Here is a 20115-nt window from a genome sequence, read left to right on the forward strand (position 1 = left end):
ACACATTGGGGCTGATTCTGGATTCGACGGGATTTGCGAAACCCAAGGTGCATGCCGAGGGGCGGTTTGCCTCGTAAAAAGCCGCAAAAAAATAGTCGCAAACGACGAAAACTACGCTTTAGCAGCTTAATACCCTGCTAAGAGCCCTCTCTCCCTAGCTTCCGCTCTTAAGACGGGGATAAAGAGAGGTCAAACCCAAAAGAGATCGCGCGGATGTCCTGCCTGGGGCTGAAGTGCTAAAACTAATCAGGCTAGTTCGTTAGTGGCGTGTCTGTCCGCAGCTGGCGTGCGAATGTAAAGACTGACTAAGCATGTAGTACCGAGGATGTAGTAATTTCGGACGGGGGTTCAAATCCCCCCAGCTCCACCAAAATCTTCAATCGATGATTACCAGAGTCATCCGATAAAGTCTAAAGAGCCCGCATGGCACAAGCCCTGCGGGCTTTTTTGTGCCTGCAATTTGTCCTGGGAAGTCTGAAGCAAACTAATTAAATCCGAACCTTTTAGGCACCTTGTTAGGCACCTCATAAAGCATTATTGTTTTTGAGGTGCCTAAAACTATGGAAACCCGGCAATGGCAAGACAAACCAAACCTTTATCAGTCAAAGAAATCGAATCCGCCAAACCCAAGGAAGCGGACTACGTTCTCTATGATGGCGATGGCCTTGAACTACTCATCAAATCAAGTGGCAGTAAAATCTGGCAGTTTCGCTACCTTCGCCCTGCCACCAAGAAGCGAGCGAAAAAGAGCATTGGAGCTTACCCGTCAGTTACCCTTGCTGATGCGAGAAGCTACCGGGCAGAGACTCGCGTTCTCCTCGCAAAACAAATCGATCCGCAGGAGCATCACCAAGAACAGCTGCGCAGTTCGCTTGAAGCCAAAACCAACACTTTCCAACTCGTAGCTGAACGTTGGTGGAATGTGAAGAAAGCTAGTGTGACCAAGGACTACGCAGAGGATATCTGGCGCTCGCTGGAGAGAGACGTTTTACCAGCGATTGGCGATATCAGTATTACAGATATTAAAGCTCATACACTGGTTCAGGCCGTTCAACCGGTTCAGGCCAGAGGAGCTCTGGAAACCGTCCGTCGCCTGTGCCAACGAATCAATGAGGTCATGGTTTATGCTCAAAACACAGGCCTGATTGATGCTGTCCCCAGCGTCAATATTGGCAAGGCATTCGAGAAGCCTCAGAAAAAGAACATGCCAAGTATCCGTCCAGACCAGCTACCACAACTCATGCAGACCATGCGTACCGCCAACATTATCCTACCAACACGGTGCCTGTTTATGTGGCAACTTCTTACTATCACCCGCCCTGCTGAAGCAGCTGAAGCCCGCTGGGACGAGATAGACCTGGAAGCACGAGAATGGAAAATCCCTGCATCACGCATGAAAATGAACCGCGACCACACTGTTCCATTGTCAGATGAAGCAATTGCGATATTGGAGATGATGAAGCCGTTAAGCGGCAACCGGGAATTTATCTTCCCTAGCCGTATCAAGCCCAACCAGCCAATGAATAGCCAAACCGTAAACGCTTCACTGAAACGTGCAGGTTTTGGTGGTGTGCTTGTTTCACACGGTCTGCGATCTATTGCAAGTACGGCCCTTAATGAGCAGGGATTTTCACCTGATGTTATTGAGGCTGCATTGGCCCATGTGGATAAGAATGAGGTTCGCCGCGCTTATAACCGCAGCGATTACCTTGAGCAGCGACGACCAATGATGCAGTGGTGGGCTGATTTCGTGATGGCTGCAGACTGCGGAAGTATAATTGAAGGTGGGATGAAGGGAATGCGGTTAGTTGGATAGCCTATTAACGAAGATATGATCTGACGTGTTTACTAAGTTGACTGAATCCTTACTTGGTGTACCAGATGCGAACATGGGCATACGCTGGTGTAATCAGTTCTTAGCCGCTTCAACACAGAAACTCTCACTGAACTGCTGGATGAGGGATGAGGGATGAGGGATGAGGGATGAGGGATGAGGGATGAGGGATGAGAAAATTTTGGACCACATGCATAGATTCTGTCGAACATGATTTCATCATTACACAATAACCTATTGAAACAATGGTGAATTAGCAGTAATTTTGCATGAATAATTTAATGAAAGCAGCCTAGAATAATTTTAGACTTCCGGGACCTAGGCATCCTTAGAATTTTTACTTGTAGGCGTTTCGATGATTGAATCCCTTGATTTTGTGAGTATAGACGAAATGTTTGAATTCTTTTCTCCATGGGGAGAGAGTTCAAACTTGGAAGGCTTTATTTTTAGAGGACATAGTCAAGAATCATATGAATTGATCCCGACTGCATTGAGATTAAACAATATTGATTGGTTTTGGAAAACGTGTGGATTAGGTAGACCTATTGAACCTCAGCATAATTGGCAATCATGGCAAGTTAAGGGCGAGTACTCGGTCCTAAGAGCTTTTTATCGCTTAGCAGATCAAAGAGGATTAGATGTTCCAACTTCTGATAGGATGAGAGTTAATCTAGCTCAACAATTTGATATTCATGGTCTCAACACCCCATACGAAAGTGATATATGGATCCCCAAAGACTTATTAGAAACTGCCGCACTAGCGCAACATTATGGTATACCAACAAGATTACTTGATTGGACATATGACATATTTGTAGCACTATTTTTTGCACTAAGAGGAGCGTTCGAGAAAGAAGGCAGGTTAGAAATATGGGCACTTAACAAAGAATACATATCTTTTTTAAAACCAACAGTTAATAGAATCAACATTGATTTCATCACACCTCATTATGCAAACAACCCTAATTTGAATGCTCAGAAGGGCCTATTTACTCATTGGCCAATCCAATTGCCCTCAATGATTAATGAAATGCAACTTTTGCAGAATGGCCTAGTCAAAGTAGTAGATCGCAGACCGCTTGATGCTCTAGTCGCCGACACATACAAAAAAGAAGAAAACATCGTATTATTCAAACGGTTCACTCTACCATGCTCACAAGCCAAAAAAGGAAGTAATATTTTGTCTAAACTAGGGTACGATGCAGCCAGAATTTTCCCTGGATACAAAGGTGTTGCTGAGCATATATTAACTCAGTATAAATTACACTAGCAAGACTCAGCGTGCTTTTAATCACATTGAGAAATCATACAATTTACACGTACTGTTTATAGGCGAGATATGGGTAACACACTGTTATTTGGAAATGGAATCAATAGACTTTCGACGAATGCAATTAGCTGGAGTGACTTATTAGACAAAATAAAAGGTACTAGTATTTTCTCAAGCGGTGAACTACCTAACACCATGGTGTATGAAAGAATTTTCATGGAAAAACACACCTCTGAAAAACGAGAAAAAATAGATGAGCTTGAAATTAAAGAGGTAATAGCCAAAGAATTACAACTACAAGATTCCAATGAAATACTTAAAACCTTAGCAACATTAAAGATTGAAAATTATTTAACTACAAATTACGACTATGCTTTCGAAAAGGCTCTTGGGCTTACACCTGAAAAATTGAGCACTGAAGATATTTATAGTTTAAGAAGAAAGAGAAAATATGATTCTATAGAAGGAATAAAATTCCTTTGGAACATACATGGTGAAATAGGGCAGCCAAAATCTATTATGCTTGGGTTAGATCACTATTGTGGATCAGTAAGTAAAATAGATTCTTATGTGAAAGGAACATATAAGCATAAGATTGACGGGGAGGAACGATATGTTGAACCCATGCTGAAGAAACTTGAGAATTCATCCTTTTGTTTCACATCCTGGGTTGATCTCTTCTTTTCTACTAATGTGCACATTATTGGTTTTTCTTTGGATTATACTGAGATTGATATTTGGTGGCTACTTAACAAGCGAGCTCGTTTTTCTTCTAATGGATTAGTTAATAATAAAATTTACTTTTACGTCAATGAAATTTCAACTGAAAAAGCAGGGCTTTTAAAATCATTTAATGTAGAGGTTGTAGCTCTTAATTTATCTAATAATGACTACAAAAAAATGTATAATTCTGCAATTAATAAAATGAATATTAATTTCAAAGATTCAATAGCAGCGTAAAAGTAATAAGTCCAGTCCATCCTACAACTTGACTGGACCCATTTACTTCTAACTTATACGTTTTCTCACAACTGGCATTCAGTTTGAATATCTAATAACATTGGAAATAACTAACTATAATCTCACAACATTAAAATGTGCTTCAACAGCCACCTTAGATATTCGATTTAGTGTTTCTTAAGGTAAGATCAATAAGAATTATATCGATCGCAGCAACACCTGGAAAATTACTGGCAATAGAATTCCAATAAAATTTAAGTGCTTCTTCAAAGTTAGAAAGCTTTGCTCTTCGCTTCCCAATCTGCCAGTAAACTTGGTTAGATTTTCCCTGCCAAACTAAAAGCATTATTCCACAGCCTGCTGTTTCCTCTCGTAAGTAATCACCTGCAAGTTGATTGCGTAGCCGCTCACATAATTCTGGGCCGGACCAGTTATCGAGCAATTTCAGTTCGATAGGCACTGGCGAGGGGATATGTGGATTTTGAGTCCAGATGTCTGGTCTTTGTCTATTCGGAAGCTCGTTTTCCTGAGCGCAGCTATAGCGGCCTGAAGAATTATTATTCAACCAACCCGCCACTAGGTTCCGCATCTCGGTTTCACCTTCAACTCTTTGCCAAGTCCTGTATGGGCTATCATTTCCGACTTCGATCCATGACTTGAGATCAATCAGGCGGTTAACAGTAAGATCAAAGAGCTGTCGATGTGTTGTTGGCGTACTCATCTGGCTCCTAGAAAATTCTCGCATTTGCTGTGCCGACCATGGTTCTAAATCTGCATCCTCTTCAGCTCGTTTATAAGCTAACTTGCTCATCCAAGAGCGGGATTCAATAACTGGATGTTCTCCAGATAGTTCTATTAAGGCAAAATAGGTCTCTTTTCCTGGAATTGCAGACAACCTGTTAAACAGAGCATTACGGCCATCTTGCGCATCATCTCTCAGCTCCGGAGAATACACCCCCTTACCAGCCCGTTCTATATCATCCTCAACTCGAATATATCGATGCATGAGAATATATAACGCTTTAAGGTGTTTGACTCCGAGGCTGTCGCCATTACCATAAGCTGCATTCCTAGAAAAACGAGTCCCCATTAATTTTGTTATAAACAACTGTGCTTCTATTGAAGCCTCTTCTGACTGGAGGCCTGACAACCAACTATCAACGACAAGAATCGCTTCTTCCGCATTAAGGTCAACCCAAAGTGCATACCAAGTCGCTAACTGCTCTTTTACAGCGCTTTGCGAAACTTTTAATTCAACTAGCTTTAATATAACCTTAGAATCAACATTTCCGTTTTGCAAAATATAAATACAGTAACGAAGTAGGTCTGAGTTAACGATTTTGTTTTGCTCCATCCAGTCAATTAATGCTGGAGCCAAGTATGGATGTATCCATGGTGCATGAATCACAAGTTTACACAAAATATAATGCATAGACTCGTCGACTGCAGTATGCGTCAATTCCCAATTTAATTCTGTAAGAATTGCTCCCAGCACCATTTCAGGAAAAGTATGATGTAACTTCTCCAGCCATTTTGGTAGCCCATTTAGCTCCCAGATAATATACCGAAGTGCATGCTGCACCTCAGCGTCAGTCAAACATGCTGGAAAAGCATCATTCTCATTTGCTTCGATTTCCAGGCCTGCCATAGCAAATATTAATTTATAGGGAACTGAGTTTGCTTCACTGCCCTCAGACTTCAGAGAAGGGATAAAATTTCGCCAATGCCTAATTGCTGCATCACGGTATGCTCTTGCAACATCCTCACCAAATTCAGGTATCAACTTTCCCCAATTTGCCCCATCAGAACGATTACCGTTACCTTCAATTTCACACAAAAGCCAATGCTGGTCATTACTGAAATCTCCTGGTTTAAATCCAGGGGGATTTCTAATAAAATCCGGTGTAGCCCTTAAGCGATTAATCCACGCAATCCGGTTACGGTTGCGCTCTTCTTTTTCTATTGCCCGTTTCTCCCGACGCCGTGCTTCTTTTTCTTCCCATTCAAAAGCTTTTTGCAACCTCTGCGGGTTCAAAAAAGTCTCAAGGTACTCTTTAACCTCGGCTCGATCTTCTGTTACACGTCTGAGTTCACGTAACCAGTCTTCAGGTTTCTCAGCCAAATTATAAAGCCTAAAGGCAAGGGAAACCGCCACAAGCTTGTCATCCAAAAAATCGTGCGCAGCGATAAAACTCAGCACGTCTTCGAATCGTTCAGGCCCGAATTGCCAAAAGTGACCGAGCCACTGCACAGAGTAATCATCGATCAGCCGTTCGGATTTCTTTGTCTCGATTCTGCTACGCGCTTCTTCAATACTTTTCCAGAACAGTGCATCATTTAGTTCCTTCCAAACAGGAACAATTTCATGAAGTATGTTTTTGTACTCGTCGAAATCCTCACTTCGCCAGAATCGCACCGCCGGAACTTTTAACATAACAGCAAGTGCATCCGATGAAAGTGCTGCTTCAGAATATGTAGAAACCAATCGTTCAACTGCATGTGTTGCCGGGCCTAAAAGCCATACGAACTCTTTCGAGGCATGGCACTCCCCTCGCTCAATATAAGGTTCTCGGTCAAGATAACCGTTCAGACCACTAATTATTGTTTCCAACGGTTTTAGCGCGGTCAAATCATTCGGGAAGCGATCAATGAAATCATGCAAAGCTTGTTTTAATCCAGATGTTTCATACCGCTTATAAGTTTCCAGTTTTTCTAACGACACCAACAATAAATTAGCAGAGACAGCATCAGGGCTAGCATTTCCCAGTACCTCAGCCAGCAATTGTCGCGGTAAAATATAAGGTAAACGAATCAGCTCGCTCCATAGATGATTTATATGTGTCCTATCTCCACATGACATCACAGCGCGTATAGCTGCGATCCGAGCATAAATACCTAGGGCTGGATCAATTGCAATTTCTAAAAGAGTCGGCACACACCCCGTCATACCACCTTGCCAAACTAATCTTCCCAAGAAGAAAATAGCATCATCATTTTTTCGATACTCCAGAATTAAATTGAGGGTATCATTCATTAAATCTGGTTGGGCTATACGGGCAATGGCATTATTATCACGTGCCGAATGATCATCCTTGCCTTCAGCAATACGTCTAACGACATCTGTGAGTATCATTTGTCGTTCAGTTAAAGGTAAGCGAGCTACATCTCCTCCCTCAACCACGATCTCAGGCGATATTTTCAATACTTTTTGACGTAATTCACTATCGAACAAGATTAACCAAGGCAATATCGGTCGTAAACGAGGAGTTATAACTAATTGACCATATTGTTCGCGAATAAATAGGGACTCTATTGCTCGACGAGAATGACCATCATTTAATTGACGACTAAACCATTCTGCAGCGAGGAGCTCTCGCACTTCTCGGTGCCGAAATCGTACCATGCCATATATGACATCATTGAAGATACCACGTTCAAGTAGTGCTCTAACCTCTGATGGGTTCCAATCACCTAAAACAACTTCCGCATCAATGCCTTCGCCTGGATGGGTGGCATCTGGGATTCGAATGCCAGGTTCACCAGTCATAATAGCCGCAGCGGCAAGTAAACGTACGCCTGATATTGCATTCTCTCGATTGAGTGGTTGCCGTTGCGAACGGTTTGGATCAATCTCGTTTAAACGAAGATCAATATTGTGCTGAAGTAACTCAAGGCGTCCACCAAGCCTTTGTTCGGTTTTCCACTTAGCCAAAATACTCTCAAGATCGAATGGCCGCGCTGCCATCGATGTCAGATTTGCACGGTGAAGTTCAATAATCAGCTTTTCTATTTGTGGTGTTTCACGATGTTCGGCAAAGATACGAATGCCACTCTCATCTAGAGGATCGAGTATAAATACTTGTAGAGCGCTACATACTTCAACTACCTCATCTTCATCGATTTCATTAGAATCACTTTCTTCAATGACCGTCGCATCAGCCAGCAACTTTTCGAAGGGTAAATGTTGCTCTAACAGTTCTCGATCAGTTCGTGCACGCCATGCATATGGGCGACTAGAAACGAAAATGTGCGCACGCTGTTGCGCTGATTTGATCTTCAATGAAAAACGCCTAATTGCTTTCTCAAAAGCTCGAGGATTTTCAAGGCGAGCCTCATCGACCGAGTCAAGAAAAAACCATGCATCCTCGTGAGATTTCAGCCAGTTTTCAAAGGATTCTGCGCAACCAACTTCAAAAGCATTTTCGAAACCATCTTCTATATCTTCTATTCTGATGAAGAATGCTGCTCGACCTGATTGCTGGATATGCTTTGCCCGAGATTCCATCTCGAAGGTTTTTCCCGCTCCTGCTTCCGCCAAAATGACACAGCGATATTCTTCTTCAAGCGTTTGCCACTCAGTGCGTTTCTGTGTACTCCAAAGCGAGTGCAATTCGCTTTCATCTGAGTCAGCCTTTGACTTAGGTAGTAAAGAAAAATATCGTGCAAGCGGGACAGACTGGTACATCATTTCAAAACACCTCGAGAGTCTATATTCTGATACGCTCTTATTTTCAGAGAACTAAGGATTAACTCGGCAATGGAATTATCCTTAGGATTCGGTATTGCATATCTATCTTTTGGCGACACTATGGAATGACCTGTATTTCGTCTTCAGCAAACCATTGGCTTTGCTTAATTCTGGTCATTGCTGCAGCTGGATCGGACGACCAAAGCACTAAGGCGAGCGATTCTTGCGCACGGCTGCAAGTTACGTACAGTAATCGTAAAGTCCGGTCGATGGTTGTCTCTTTGCCAGCTTCAGCATTATCTTTGTCCCGTTTACTTAGCTCCATACCGCCAAAAACCTTGTCGTATTTAATGAGGAACCCTCCGGCAAGCTCATCATCCATTACAACCATGACGTGCTTGAACTCAGAGCCTTTAACTACCTGATGTGTTGCAAGCTCTGAAATCCCAGCAAGGTAATTCCGATAGCACTTAAGTTGTTTCCATGGAGCAGCAAACAGTGCACACCATCCACGGCGCCTTCTTGTTTGTTTTGACTCATCCTCACCTCGTCCAGGAGCTGGGGGGGTTGGTGACTTATCGGCATAAGCCTCCTGAAGGCGATGATCTATCTCGAACAAGCTTGCACACAAGACTGGCGCTAACACATCAGCAACCGTTGACTCTGGTTGAGCGCAAGCCGCCGCAAATATATTTACCGCCTTGAGTATTTCGTCAGTACGTGCGGCTCTTGCTTCATAGTCTTGAGGAATATTATCTAACCTGCCATATCGTCTAAAAACCTCAGTTGCCATGAACTCATTTAGAATCCCGTCATTGCTTATACAGGCTTCCAAGTGTGCCAGTTCATTAAGCAATGTTTGTACAGATGAAGGCCCCTTATTATCACCACTGCCAGATGGCGCTGCTGCATTAGGATCTAACAGAACCATTGCCTCATAAACATCAAGAAACGAGCCACGAGTGGCAACAAGCTTATGCTCAAGCGCAAGCAACTGATATTGCCCTTGATTCCAATCTGCTAAACCACTAATTTCAAACATTCGCTCAGCGCACCAGCGTTCACTAAGCACTTTATCTTCTGGACTTCGTGATGTATCCCCCAAGAAGAGCCGAACCGTTCCACCAGCTTTTTCCGTTCGGGGATGTTGTGCTGAACCCTTTGTTGGTTGCGTCCTACCTTCCAGTTCAGTTTCCCAGATTTTATTAATCAGTGTGACTATCCGTCGCTGACTACGATGATTCATTTGTAACTCAGGCGTTGCCCAGTTTTCCGGAACAATGCTTGGAAGATCCGCATGACCATCTGTATAAATTCGTTGTCGATGATCTCCCAGCAAACCAAGAGTCAAATCTCGCTCCCGCTTTTCGGCAAGTAACATCAATGAGTCCAGTACACCTTTCATCGTGTCCTGCGACTCATCAATAAGTATGATTGGATGTCGATCTTTGAGAATACTTTGAAGTGTCGGTTTATTCCGAAGCAACCATGCAGTCGCGTCCAGTACGTAATTGTGTGGTAAAGCACCCGGACCATACGTATTACGGTCGGGATGGTATATGAATACTTCTGTCGCTCGCAGAATTTCGATTTCATCTATAATTTCGTCGAGAGCGCGTTGTTTAGCTGGAGTTATACCTCTCGGTTTTGCTTCCGCCTCTGCAGTGTCTCTAGCAAGTTGCGCTTCTTTTAATGCAATAAGAGCCTCACGAATGTCATCGTTAAACCCGTTAATCAATTCCCAGCAAAACGAATGGATGGTAGACACACTGACTAAATTATTGTCCCCAAGACGTCCGTTGATTACAGAGACAGCATTCTTGGTGTAGGTCACAACTCTAATCGAACGCCCATACATCTTCAGGGACCGTGCTAATTGCCCCCCTTTCTCATGCTTGGACACACCAGTAAGGCGACGTAAAACTTCCACCAATGTTCGTGTTTTACCAGAACCAGCCCCTGCAAAAAGGAAGTAGTTACGAGGTGGAATATCTGTAAGATAGCCACAAATTTCTTCTACTACCCCTGCATCGCGATCATTGCTGTCAAGGATTGGTGAGTTAGTCATGGTATCACCTCCTTGCTTGGCTCAAGCTGTGTCTGGAGCCATTCCAATGCATCCACGATATATTTAGGACAGACAATCGGCTCTTCCGCAGCGACCTTTTCAAAGATGCTTGCGGCAAAGTCTCCTTTATTAAAAGACCCATGCATTAATTTATGCAGGGCCGCGAGCAGTTCTGGAATATTATCATTTTCAGCAACCTGTCTTGCTACTGAGCCCAGCGCGCCTTTCGGCGGCGTTATTTGCTTGCCTTCGTCATCGACCTTTTCATTCATCAACTCCTTAAACCAAGGAATATTTCTTAGGATAAGCGAATCCTCAAAAGTACTCGGCCACTGACTATCGGCTTCGGCTACAGGCAATTGCCATGCGAATCGGACAGAACATTCGGCAATTTCGTTCCAGACAAGATGCTCATCTTTCGGATTCTTGAAATCTTCAAGCTGTTGCAGCTTAGGATGCCATCCACGAAGAGTCGGGTTTCCGCATTGCAGCCCGGGCTGTCCTGTATTAGCCACAGCAACCAAGGTTCTAGCTGGTTCACCATTTTTTTTAGGTTTACCAAGTTTTTCTTCAACAGGATCGATATCTGTAATAATTACAGTAGGAATACGGAGTCTTTCAACGAGAGACCTTAGCCGATGAGCATGGCTACCACCAATATCAAGGAAGGACAGATAGCGACTGTTGAGTATTGCAAAATCTCTTTCAATGAAAAGAGGCAACAGCATACGCTCAGCAACCCCCTCGACAAAGATTGCAGCATTGGCGAATAAAAGATCTGTGTGCTGAACGCGAAAATAACGCTCAGCGAATTGACGGGTCGTTTTATCATCACCAAAAACTTGCCCAAGATTGACCACCTCAGTGGTAGGCATGGTTTGTTCATCACTCTTAGCAATGCGGCGAACATATCGTAGCCGGTCAAAATTCTCAGCATGTGCTAGATGGCTAGAATGAGTACTGATAATCAATTGGCTTTTAAGTCCTAACTCATCGCTACCGTTAGGGCTTATTAACTTATGTGCCTTGCCAGGAAATATACGTTGTACCTGGACGTGCAAATGAGCCTCGGGCTCCTCAATCATAACCAGGTGAACAGGTACTGGAGCGCCCTTTTCAGGATTTAGGCGAGCAGCTTTGAAAGAAACAAGTTGGTAACTAAGCGATTGTAAATTCTGATAACCGAGACCAATGGAATATTCCGGGAGAAGCTCTTCTAACGAATCCTTCTGCATGCTGTATTGAACAGCGGTTCCATGGTCGAGTAAATCAGCTGTCTGTATGCGCGTTCGGAAACGAATCTCTTGGGGATCATGCAAGCCTGGATACCCAAGCTCTTTAACCTCTTCTACCGAAGGTCCTATAGCCTCATGGATCTTTTTATCTAGTTCCTGCTGCGCCTCAGCAACAGCTTTTATGAGGTCAGCTCGGTGCCCATGACCTGTTGCAGCCACATTTAGGTGCTGTCGAGCAAATTTGAGAAGCTGGTTGGAGAATAAACCTATGCGATGGGGGCCAGAAGCAGATCGGGAATCAGCTTCCTCACTACCAAGGCCACGCTGTGCAGCCACAAAGTCTACTTTTATAAGTTTCTGCAGGTGCTTACGATCAATTGGGCTAGAGTCAGCATCCAGTACCTGGCTAACGTAGGTCTTTATTCCGTCCAAAGGGTTGTTATCGGCATCTAACTTATAGGCCCGAACCTGGCCGAGTTGAGAAGGTTCTCGCAGCCAAAAATCAAGAAGATCAATCGGCCACGCAAGCGAATCCTTTCCCATATCCTTCACAGGTATTCTCGTCAGGTGATACTTCCAAGCCAACTGCTTCAGCTCCTCAATGTTCGTAGCAGGTTCCAGACGCAATCGGACACCTACCCCACCCCCCTTCCAACTGAATTTTGACAAGAACGGGGAGACATAGTGGAACATACCGGCCTTAGCATCGAACCATAGATCTAGCGTTGGCATCGCCGAAAGTAAGGTTCGGAGTTGCTCTTCCCATTCACCTTCGGATGCGCCAGACGTAGATGGGTCTTCTTCTAATGCGTCCCAAGCTCTTCCAAGTTCCCGCAATTTTGGCCATTGAGAAACACTGATGTCGAAAGCACCAAATGACGAGCCATCTGCGAGGAAGTGGCGCAGCGCTGCCAGAATTGATGTTTTGCCGCTATTATTAGCACCGACGAGAATAGTAGTCTTAGGATCAATCTCAAGCTGGACCTTACCAAGTCGGCGGAACTGGCAAAGCTCAACAAACCGAAGGGATATCTGCCCAGATAATGATGTAGTGGCGTCTGCTGCTGACATTGTGGCTCCTCTCGATCCGTATAGGGATGCGCCAACCTGTAGCAGCTTAGCGCCACGCCGCAAGCCCGAGTCCTTCAACCTTGATGCTCTTGAGGCACAATTAGAAAGAATTGACACGGCAAGTCATATTACCGCTTCGCTAAAAAATGCCAATCCTTAAATATACTCTAACTGATTCATGTCACAGTGTTTTTGGGCATAGGGTTAGCAATCGGCATGGCCTATAGATTTGCGTAATGACGTAAACCCACTTGTTCAAGAACTATGTTCAAATATAAATCCTTCCTGAGAGTGATCCTATCCCAGCGCCAGAAGGCGCTGATAAAGTACCAGCAGACACATAAAACAGTTGTTCGGCGGAACACTGACGTTGCGTGACTACGACGGTCAGGTTGCAGAGGTTTTTGGGTATGGAGTGTGCGCTGAACGAAATGACTAAGGCGGAGATGCCAGAAAGCGTGCGTATTGCAAGAACGATGATCTGTTACAGGGAACTCGCCTTAAATTTTATTTATTCAACAAAGTCTTCAGAACCATCAAACCCCAGAGCCATGTCGTAACAACTATTGTCATTAAGATACCAAGGGAAGATGCATGGCTGATTCAATAAGAGGGCATAATAATATCGGATTTTAGAGTAACTATTTTTTCTTACCGCTTTATGCCGCAAATACAAATTTCTAGCTGATACACTAAAACCAAACTCCATAAACTTAGATCTAATTTCTTCTGAAATTGTAAGACTATTATTACCCTCGTAATAAATCGCAAGCTCTGGTTCTACCCAACGGCTAACCTCAATATCAAATGCTCCCAGTGTTCCCAGCCAGCTTCCCTGCGTACCATCAAACATTCGTTTATGAAAATAAAATCTGCTCATATTTTTAAGAAGTATTTTAACATCTAAATCCGAAACATCACTTTTACACTGAAAAACAACAAATGAACCAGGCTTATCTTCCAGCAACCAAACATCAACAAGTCTTTTATAGTAATCAGCAATATTCTTTCGCTCTGTAAAGGACATTCGGAGATCTGCAGCGGGTAAAACAAGAGTACCATTTTTATTGAGGGAGGTTATCACCTGCACTGCTCTTTGCAGCATCTTAAACTCAAAAAGTAAGCCTGCACGAATGAACAAATGTGATAATTCTGAATCAGACTTCTTCACAAACCGGTCACGATGATGTGAGTATTTTCCACATAAAACAATACCCAGAGTCACCAACTCCCGATAAAAAAAGAGAGGAGCATCAGGATATTCCAGCGCATAGCAACATTCGGTAAGACGATATCTGATAAAACGCGGCATGGTAGATAATATCTTATCATTAAATAACTCCTCCGTTGCCTGAAAAAAGAACTCTCTGTCGACACCATTAAAATCAGCAATATTGCAAAGTATAGCGATACTATAATTTCGGTTGTGTTCAACAAATTTCTCGTGAAGTTCTCTGTTATAAGGTGCACCACCATCAACACCTTTATTATTGTGCTCAACTTTATCCGAAAAATAGTTGCTATCAATAGACAAGTGGATTTCAAGAGCACCCAGCAAATAATGCCTGGCTATCTGGGCCTGTTTTCCAGTGATCCCTGCCTTCTGAAGGATACTGTTGATTCTGCGAAAAATACGGCGATACCACTCTTCTGCAACGGGGTCTGCGCATATGAGACTCATCACCACCTGACTAAAGTGAAGACTGTCGATAGCATCAAACGCTGCTTTCTGTACAGATGTTGTGGCTGGCATAAGTTAGTGTCAAAAAAAGTAAGTGGTAATTGCCAATTTTAGACACCATTCGACTTCATTACAATCCATCGTATACCAGCCAGTCGGCTCAGGTATTGAATAACGGAGAGCCGTTATTAAACAAATAACTTACATCCTTACAGTTCAATGAGGTAGAAAGATGACCACCTACACCCGGACGGTAAAAATCCTGCGCATGCGAGCAGTTGCGGCCAAACTCGGCATCGCTCGTTCCACCATCTATGACTGGCTCAATGCCAAATCCCCACGTCATGACCCAGCATTCCCGAAACCCTACCCTCTAGGTAAACAATCAGTTGGCTGGCTCGAATCCGAACTTGACGATTGGGTTTTGCAGCGCAAACACGCACTGCTCTGATCTTCTCTCTCCTCTGCAGGCGACTGTCGAAGGAGCATCCTGAAATACCACATAAAAAAACATTCACCGCATGCCCTTACCCGGCAGGGTTAGTCGCATCGGTGATGTCATCCCTGCGTTATTTGGATTGAAAAAAAGGAAATTGAAATGTCATATTTACCCCCTGCACTTCCACTGGTTAATTCTGCCAGTCCCTTCCCCGTTGATGCATTGCCATTGATAATGCAAAACGCCATCAACTATCTTCAGGATGGTGGAAAAGTACCGACTGTACTGGCCGTGAACGCTGTTTTAGCGGCAGTATCGCTGGCCTGCCATTCGCATATCAATGTACTCAATCCCTACACGGGCACGGAGGAGCATTGTTCACTCAACATCCTGACGCTCGCTGATTCAGGAACGGGCAAATCGTCCGTCAGCAAACAGGTAATGAAACCCTTTGATGCTTTCAGGGCTGAGTTGGCCGAATCGCATCGGGTAAACATGGTTGTCTGGCGCGAAGATTATGTCGTCTGGAAAACCAGTTTGAAGGCGCTGGAAAGTAAGCTGCGCGATGCAGTTAAAAAAGACCAGTGTACAGACGAGGCCCAGGCAGCCCTGAAATCTCACGCATCGGTTGAACCCGTCAAGCCTCTACTTTCGACGCTGGTCTACAATGACACCTCGCTTGCCGCGCTCATCGCTGGCCTGAATGCCTATCCCTGCGCAGGTCTGATTTCTGATGAAGCAAGCAACTTCTTTGACGCACGTCTTAAAGATAATCTGGCGTTCTTCAATAAAGCCTGGGATGGCGATGTGTATGAGCATAATCGTCATCAGCGTGCCACCCAGTGCTTTAAACCCACGCTGACGGTGTCATTGATGTTACAGCCTTCGCTTTTTTTCGATTACATGAAAAAGGATGGTGATAAAGCATTAGAGAGCGGTTTTTTATCCCGCTTTCTCTTTTCAAATATCACCCCAAACAACACACTGAGTTCCTGTGTGTTGAGCCACCATTATCGTCCGGCTACCGCTTACCGTGATGAAAGTGCTTTAACCTGCTTTCACGACCTGATTGGTAAATTACTCGGGCAACAGCTTAAACAAATTAATTCAGGTGAAGGTAAGAAAAAGGTTCTCAAGCTTTCACCTGAAGCTGAAGTCCACTGGGAGACGATGCGTGAAAACTGGCTGAGATACATACTCCCGGGTGGTGCCTGGTCATATATCAAACCCATGGTACTTAAAGCCAGTACGAATGCGTTGCGTATCGCTGCGTTGCTGAATTACTTCGCCAACCAAGACGACGACATTATTACTCTTGATGTTATTTCGCGGGCATCAGCGATGATGAACTGGTATCTCAATCATACCGCGGCCTGGTTTTATCAGTTCACGGATGAGTATAAATTCCAGCAGGACGTGCAAATACTGACTCAGTGGATCTATCATAAATTCAGGTCCACTAATGGCTTACCGTTCAAAAAGAACGATGTCATTAAATATGGTCCGAACAAATTTCGCCGCAGCGAAAGACTGGAACCATTGCTGAATGCCATCATGAACACAGGTGTTTTCGCTTATATTGTTAAATCCCCTGAAAACCCGGCGATTTATATTACCTGGCGCATGAACGATGGTCGCTATATGCCATTTTATGATGATAAACAGCCACCTTCGCCTCAGAACCCTACTTAGCCAGAATAGCTACCTCATACCTGAGCACTATTTTTTTGGATAACGCAACAATACACAGGCTCGTGGTCCGGAGGAGATCGCGAGCCTTATCCATCTGAAAAATACACAGTGATACATTGCTCCTCTGCTACAACCGCTACTGTAGCGAACTGTAGCGGCATTCTGGAAAGTACCCGCAAATGAAACCTGCTCTTTTGCTCACAAATCACCCAGCACGGGACAGACGGAATCACTTCAACACAGTTTAGCGAGGAAGCATTACAGCTCAGACAAGTTGCTCTATTGTTATAGCCTGTGTCGCTACAGCGCTGCTACAGCCGTGTCAGATTGTGGTTTTGATTGGACCTCTCAATGATTCAGGACTGGCTGCAACCAAAATTCCTGTGTTTGTCAGAATTATCTTTGCTAAATCGCTTAGCCAGATAAGACAGTCTTCTCATGATAGTATCGTAATGCCAGGCAAAATGTTCCCCATTTGCATTCAAATTAAAATCACCTTCATGTACAAACTCTATCAGGGGATAATATTTTTTTTGATACTCCTGATATGCGTGAAGGTTCAACGTTCTGATCCATGCCTCCATAATCATCAATCCCAGACAGTGAACGTAATGTCCCTGTATCGGATAATAGGTACCGGCACTGTAATAGGCATCGTTATTCAGCATCAATGCCACATGATAATGCTTCTTTCCTTTTTCTTCACCGAACTCTCTCGCCCATACATAACGAACGTTACGGGGATGAACTCGTTTACCCTGTTTTACCTTTCTCTTCTGCGTTTGTTTAATCTGTGATTTTAACGACTCCATAAAGCGGGTTATCAATTGATGATCTGTCTTATAGCTTTCGTAATTAGCATCAGGAAACCTCAGAATAATATTCAGGATAAACGTCCTTGGGTACTCACGTAAGGAATTCTGCAGTGTTTCATGAATACGGTTGATGTGATGCTGATTGTAACCCATATCGTTGCTCATACTTCAATCCTTGTGTTATTCATCTCAATACAATCTGCAAGAAGAGTTAATTAATACATTCAAATTTACATTTTAGGAAATAGTCAATGTTATTGACTTAACTGTATTAAGTCATCTTTATTATTATAATACCAATCAGACATGTAATATTAACCGACAGGCATTTTTGCTATAGAAGAAAGAAACACTTAATAACATCAATTAACTTACATAATATAGTCAATAATCACTCTGAAGTTAGATACTTTAAAATGAGTAATCAGCATTATGATGATTTGTGATTTATTCGACGGATAAAATTGTATTACAGATCATTTCAAACCTATATCACCCAAATGAATCAGTCTGACTAATGTCATTCGGTTGCTGCAACTTGTTGATCTGTCGCACCGATCGATACTCAACATTAGATAGCTTAAACCTATTGATAAAGATGGATTGATCGATATTTTAATAGATGATAACGATCAATTCCTGGAAACTGATCTGTATTAACGATTATCCGCAGCATCATTTAATCAATACGATCAGCCTGCTCCCCTTAAAACGGAAGCGGGCTTTTTTGTATGTAAATCATCAGGAAAGGAAACTGAATGCTCAGAAACCATTACGCAACTCTGGCTGGGTTACTGCTGCTGAGCCACAGTGCCAGCGCCGTACAGGGTGACCAGCAATGGGGTGACTGGTACGGAAACATCAGTGCCATGGAGTTTGAACTCAATACTCAAAATGCTTCAGGTGAAGTACTCACACTGACCTGCACAAGCGGAAAGCTGTCTGCTGCTTACAGCATGCCTGCAGAGGATTACCGCGTCTCGTCACAAACAGGACTTTCTGAACCTGGAGTCAGTATCAATGGTACGAACCATCCTTTGGATGAAACGGCCTTTACTGCGCTAAAAGCGACAAGTGAAAAAGACGTTATAAAAATGACCTCTATGAATGCCGCTATATCTAAACAATTCATCGCCAAAGGGCTGAATGAGGCGCTGGCTGATGCCACCTGGCAGGACTGTATTAATCATTAATAAACTGAAAGGAAACCTTATGCGTAAACTCGTTATTTTATCTCTCAGCTCCGCAGCACTGTTTATTCCTTTGGTCTCGTCTGCAATGACAATTCACGGCGACATACATCCCGAACGCTATACCTTCTTTCTGACTCAGGAAGGCAGTAATCAACTGAAACAGGCAAATGACAGGATAGCGAAGAACCCGCAGGCTTATACGCTTGATGTGAATCATACCGGCATTCAACCCTTTGACGCTGTTCGCTGGGACGGGAAGCCTGTAAAAGCCGTTACCTGCGTCCTGGTAGACGGCGTGATGATGGGACAAAAAGCCACGTGGTCACAATGTAAAGACGAGAGCGGTGCTGAATATTTCGGCAATAAAGGCTGGCTGGTACGTGATTACGTCGCAAAAGCCTGTGAAGTCGGAAAATCAGATTGTCCTGTTTATCTTGTGCTTCAGACAGATCCGCCAACAATGCGCAGCGATATGGCTAATTTCGTTCCTGCCCCTAAAAACTTTAATGCTTCGACAAGCCTGACGGATGAAATTAAATCTGAAGGTTGCCAGATGGCGGATAACTCATTTGAACATGCCAAAAGTACTTTGCGTTGTCGTGCCATTAATACCGTGCGTTTCATCCGTAAACAAAATACCGAAGCGGCATATGAAGCAGATTTAACCACCACGACGGGTGAAGCATTCACTATGTCAGTGGGGTATACCTACGGTAATCCGTCCGCCAACGAGCCGGGCTGGCGCACTATTTCGATCAACCAGGGAGACATCATTACTGATATCCGTAAGCAGGGCCATTGGGTTCCCAATGGTTATAAATAACCTTATCAGTGAGATAACTTTTTATTCGGCATTCAGCTAATGGAGGTTCAGTGGGAAAAACATTACAGCAGGAAACGCCACCAACCGTGGACTGTACCTGGCAGCTTGTTTTGAGTGTTGCCGGTGTGACATTGATGCGCAGCAATTCTGTTGCGGTTAAAGCTCTGGGAGCCAGCCTCACCACACTGAGTCTGATACGCATCATTAAAAAACTCGCCACACTCGCCTGATCACCCTTTCTGAGCGCTCAGAGGATCAAAGTTATATGTCTGAAAATACCCAGGGGAAACTCAAAGGACTGAAAGAGAAATTCAGTATACGGCGAAATGTTTCCTCCACTGATAATCCGGTTGAGCGGGTTGAAGAAAGTGTCAGTGAGCAAACGACAGAAGTGCCAGAATCCCGTACTACACGATATAAGCGATTGCTCGAAATTATCGTTATCAACGGCTTGCTGAACATTGCTGAAGATAAACTCAGTGACGATGTATTTATCGAGTCGGTGTTCAGTAAGGCTTATGAGCTTCTGCCCGTACCGGTCAGACTGGTTGTCAGAAGGGAATGGT

The 20115-nt window shown here is 43.8% G+C and carries 13 protein-coding genes, 1 other RNA gene and 1 pseudogene; 10 read left to right on the forward strand and 5 right to left on the reverse strand.

Translation table 11 applies throughout. The features are described 5' to 3' along the window. Positions 1-7: 7 nt before the first annotated feature. From ssrA to I6L74_RS03050, 4 genes are all read left to right on the forward strand, one after another. Positions 8-370: a transfer-messenger RNA gene (gene ssrA, locus I6L74_RS03035) on the forward strand. Between the two features lie 204 nt (positions 371-574). Continuing rightward, positions 575-1816, forward strand: coding sequence for an integrase (locus I6L74_RS03040; protein ID WP_059177782.1), 1242 nt, complete (start codon positions 575-577; stop codon positions 1814-1816). Between the two features lie 373 nt (positions 1817-2189). Next, positions 2190-3104 carry an FRG domain-containing protein gene (locus tag I6L74_RS03045; protein ID WP_059177781.1) on the forward strand — a complete coding sequence of 305 codons (915 nt, stop codon included), beginning with the start codon at positions 2190-2192 and terminating at the stop codon, positions 3102-3104. Between the two features lie 69 nt (positions 3105-3173). Then, positions 3174-4064 carry an SIR2 family protein gene (locus tag I6L74_RS03050; protein ID WP_059177780.1) on the forward strand — a complete coding sequence of 297 codons (891 nt, stop codon included), beginning with the start codon at positions 3174-3176 and terminating at the stop codon, positions 4062-4064. A gap of 154 nt (positions 4065-4218) precedes the next feature. On the opposite strand, the gene hyoA is transcribed toward I6L74_RS03050, so the two are convergent. The 3 genes from hyoA to I6L74_RS03065 all read right to left on the reverse strand — a co-directional run bounded on the left by hyoA (position 4219) and on the right by I6L74_RS03065 (position 12906). Beyond that, positions 4219-8532 carry an NACHT domain-containing antiphage protein HyoA gene (gene hyoA / locus I6L74_RS03055; protein ID WP_059177779.1) on the reverse strand — a complete coding sequence of 1438 codons (4314 nt, stop codon included), beginning with the start codon at positions 8530-8532 and terminating at the stop codon, positions 4219-4221. A 118-nt stretch (positions 8533-8650) separates the two neighbouring features. Continuing rightward, complete coding sequence (locus I6L74_RS03060) at positions 8651-10600, reverse strand: UvrD-helicase domain-containing protein (RefSeq protein WP_059177778.1); 1950 nt, start codon at positions 10598-10600, stop codon at positions 8651-8653. Next, entirely contained in the window at positions 10597-12906 is a 2310-nt protein-coding gene (locus tag I6L74_RS03065; protein ID WP_059177777.1) for an AAA family ATPase, read from the reverse strand. The genes I6L74_RS03060 and I6L74_RS03065 overlap by 4 nt, the downstream gene beginning before the upstream one ends. 340 nt (positions 12907-13246) lie before the next feature. Between I6L74_RS03065 and I6L74_RS21355 the strand changes: the two are divergent. Beyond that, positions 13247-13376: pseudogene (locus tag I6L74_RS21355) on the forward strand (IS5/IS1182 family transposase); the annotation flags it as partial. Between the two features lie 41 nt (positions 13377-13417). On the opposite strand, the gene I6L74_RS03070 reads toward I6L74_RS21355, so the two are convergent. Continuing rightward, positions 13418-14659, reverse strand: coding sequence for a hypothetical protein (locus I6L74_RS03070; RefSeq protein ID WP_059177776.1), 1242 nt, complete (start codon positions 14657-14659; stop codon positions 13418-13420). Between the two features lie 160 nt (positions 14660-14819). Here I6L74_RS03070 and I6L74_RS03075 point away from each other — a divergent pair, with 160 nt between their 5' ends. Both I6L74_RS03075 and I6L74_RS03080 read left to right on the forward strand, forming a co-directional pair. Beyond that, the gene (locus tag I6L74_RS03075) at positions 14820-15038 is read left to right on the forward strand and encodes a helix-turn-helix transcriptional regulator (protein ID WP_004390425.1); all 219 of its coding nucleotides are present in this window, start codon (positions 14820-14822) and stop codon (positions 15036-15038) included. A 147-nt stretch (positions 15039-15185) separates the two neighbouring features. Beyond that, positions 15186-16718, forward strand: coding sequence for a YfjI family protein (locus tag I6L74_RS03080; protein ID WP_004390424.1), 1533 nt, complete (start codon positions 15186-15188; stop codon positions 16716-16718). Positions 16719-17074: 356 nt separating this feature from the next. Here I6L74_RS03080 and I6L74_RS03085 read toward each other — a convergent pair whose 3' ends face one another. Continuing rightward, positions 17075-17698 (reverse strand): inovirus Gp2 family protein, encoded by a 624-nt coding sequence (locus I6L74_RS03085; RefSeq protein WP_032819788.1) that lies wholly within the window; start codon positions 17696-17698, stop codon positions 17075-17077. 593 nt (positions 17699-18291) lie between these two features. Here I6L74_RS03085 and I6L74_RS03090 point away from each other — a divergent pair. From I6L74_RS03090 to I6L74_RS03100, 3 genes are read left to right on the forward strand one after another with little or no spacing between them, the layout of a single operon-like run. Continuing rightward, entirely contained in the window at positions 18292-18726 is a 435-nt protein-coding gene (locus I6L74_RS03090; RefSeq protein WP_004390423.1) for a hypothetical protein, read from the forward strand. Beyond that, positions 18695-19549: a hypothetical protein gene (locus I6L74_RS03095; RefSeq protein ID WP_254204912.1), complete on the forward strand. Its 855-nt coding sequence runs from the start codon at positions 18695-18697 to the stop codon at positions 19547-19549. Before I6L74_RS03090 ends, I6L74_RS03095 begins: the two co-directional genes overlap by 32 nt. 50 nt (positions 19550-19599) lie before the next feature. Then, entirely contained in the window at positions 19600-19779 is a 180-nt protein-coding gene (locus I6L74_RS03100) for a hypothetical protein (RefSeq protein ID WP_004390421.1), read from the forward strand. The last annotated feature ends 336 nt before the right edge of the window (positions 19780-20115 follow it).

Source organism: Lelliottia amnigena (genome assembly GCF_019047465.1).
Taxonomy (GTDB): Bacteria; Pseudomonadota; Gammaproteobacteria; order Enterobacterales; family Enterobacteriaceae; genus Enterobacter; species Enterobacter amnigenus.

Excerpts from the sequence above, each read along its gene's own strand:
- I6L74_RS03040 (WP_059177782.1), top strand. The coding sequence starts at position 575 with ATGGCAAGACAAACCAAACCTTTATCAGTCAAAGAAATCGAATCCGCC.
- I6L74_RS03045 (WP_059177781.1), top strand. The coding sequence starts at position 2,190 with ATGATTGAATCCCTTGATTTTGTGAGTATAGACGAAATGTTTGAATTC.
- I6L74_RS03050 (WP_059177780.1), top strand. The coding sequence starts at position 3,174 with ATGGGTAACACACTGTTATTTGGAAATGGAATCAATAGACTTTCGACG.
- hyoA (WP_059177779.1), bottom strand. The coding sequence starts at position 8,532 with ATGATGTACCAGTCTGTCCCGCTTGCACGATATTTTTCTTTACTACCT.
- I6L74_RS03060 (WP_059177778.1), bottom strand. The coding sequence starts at position 10,600 with ATGACTAACTCACCAATCCTTGACAGCAATGATCGCGATGCAGGGGTA.
- I6L74_RS03065 (WP_059177777.1), bottom strand. The coding sequence starts at position 12,906 with ATGTCAGCAGCAGACGCCACTACATCATTATCTGGGCAGATATCCCTT.
- I6L74_RS03070 (WP_059177776.1), bottom strand. The coding sequence starts at position 14,659 with ATGCCAGCCACAACATCTGTACAGAAAGCAGCGTTTGATGCTATCGAC.
- I6L74_RS03075 (WP_004390425.1), top strand. The coding sequence starts at position 14,820 with ATGACCACCTACACCCGGACGGTAAAAATCCTGCGCATGCGAGCAGTT.
- I6L74_RS03080 (WP_004390424.1), top strand. The coding sequence starts at position 15,186 with ATGTCATATTTACCCCCTGCACTTCCACTGGTTAATTCTGCCAGTCCC.
- I6L74_RS03085 (WP_032819788.1), bottom strand. The coding sequence starts at position 17,698 with ATGAGCAACGATATGGGTTACAATCAGCATCACATCAACCGTATTCAT.
- I6L74_RS03090 (WP_004390423.1), top strand. The coding sequence starts at position 18,292 with ATGCTCAGAAACCATTACGCAACTCTGGCTGGGTTACTGCTGCTGAGC.
- I6L74_RS03095 (WP_254204912.1), top strand. The coding sequence starts at position 18,695 with ATGCCACCTGGCAGGACTGTATTAATCATTAATAAACTGAAAGGAAAC.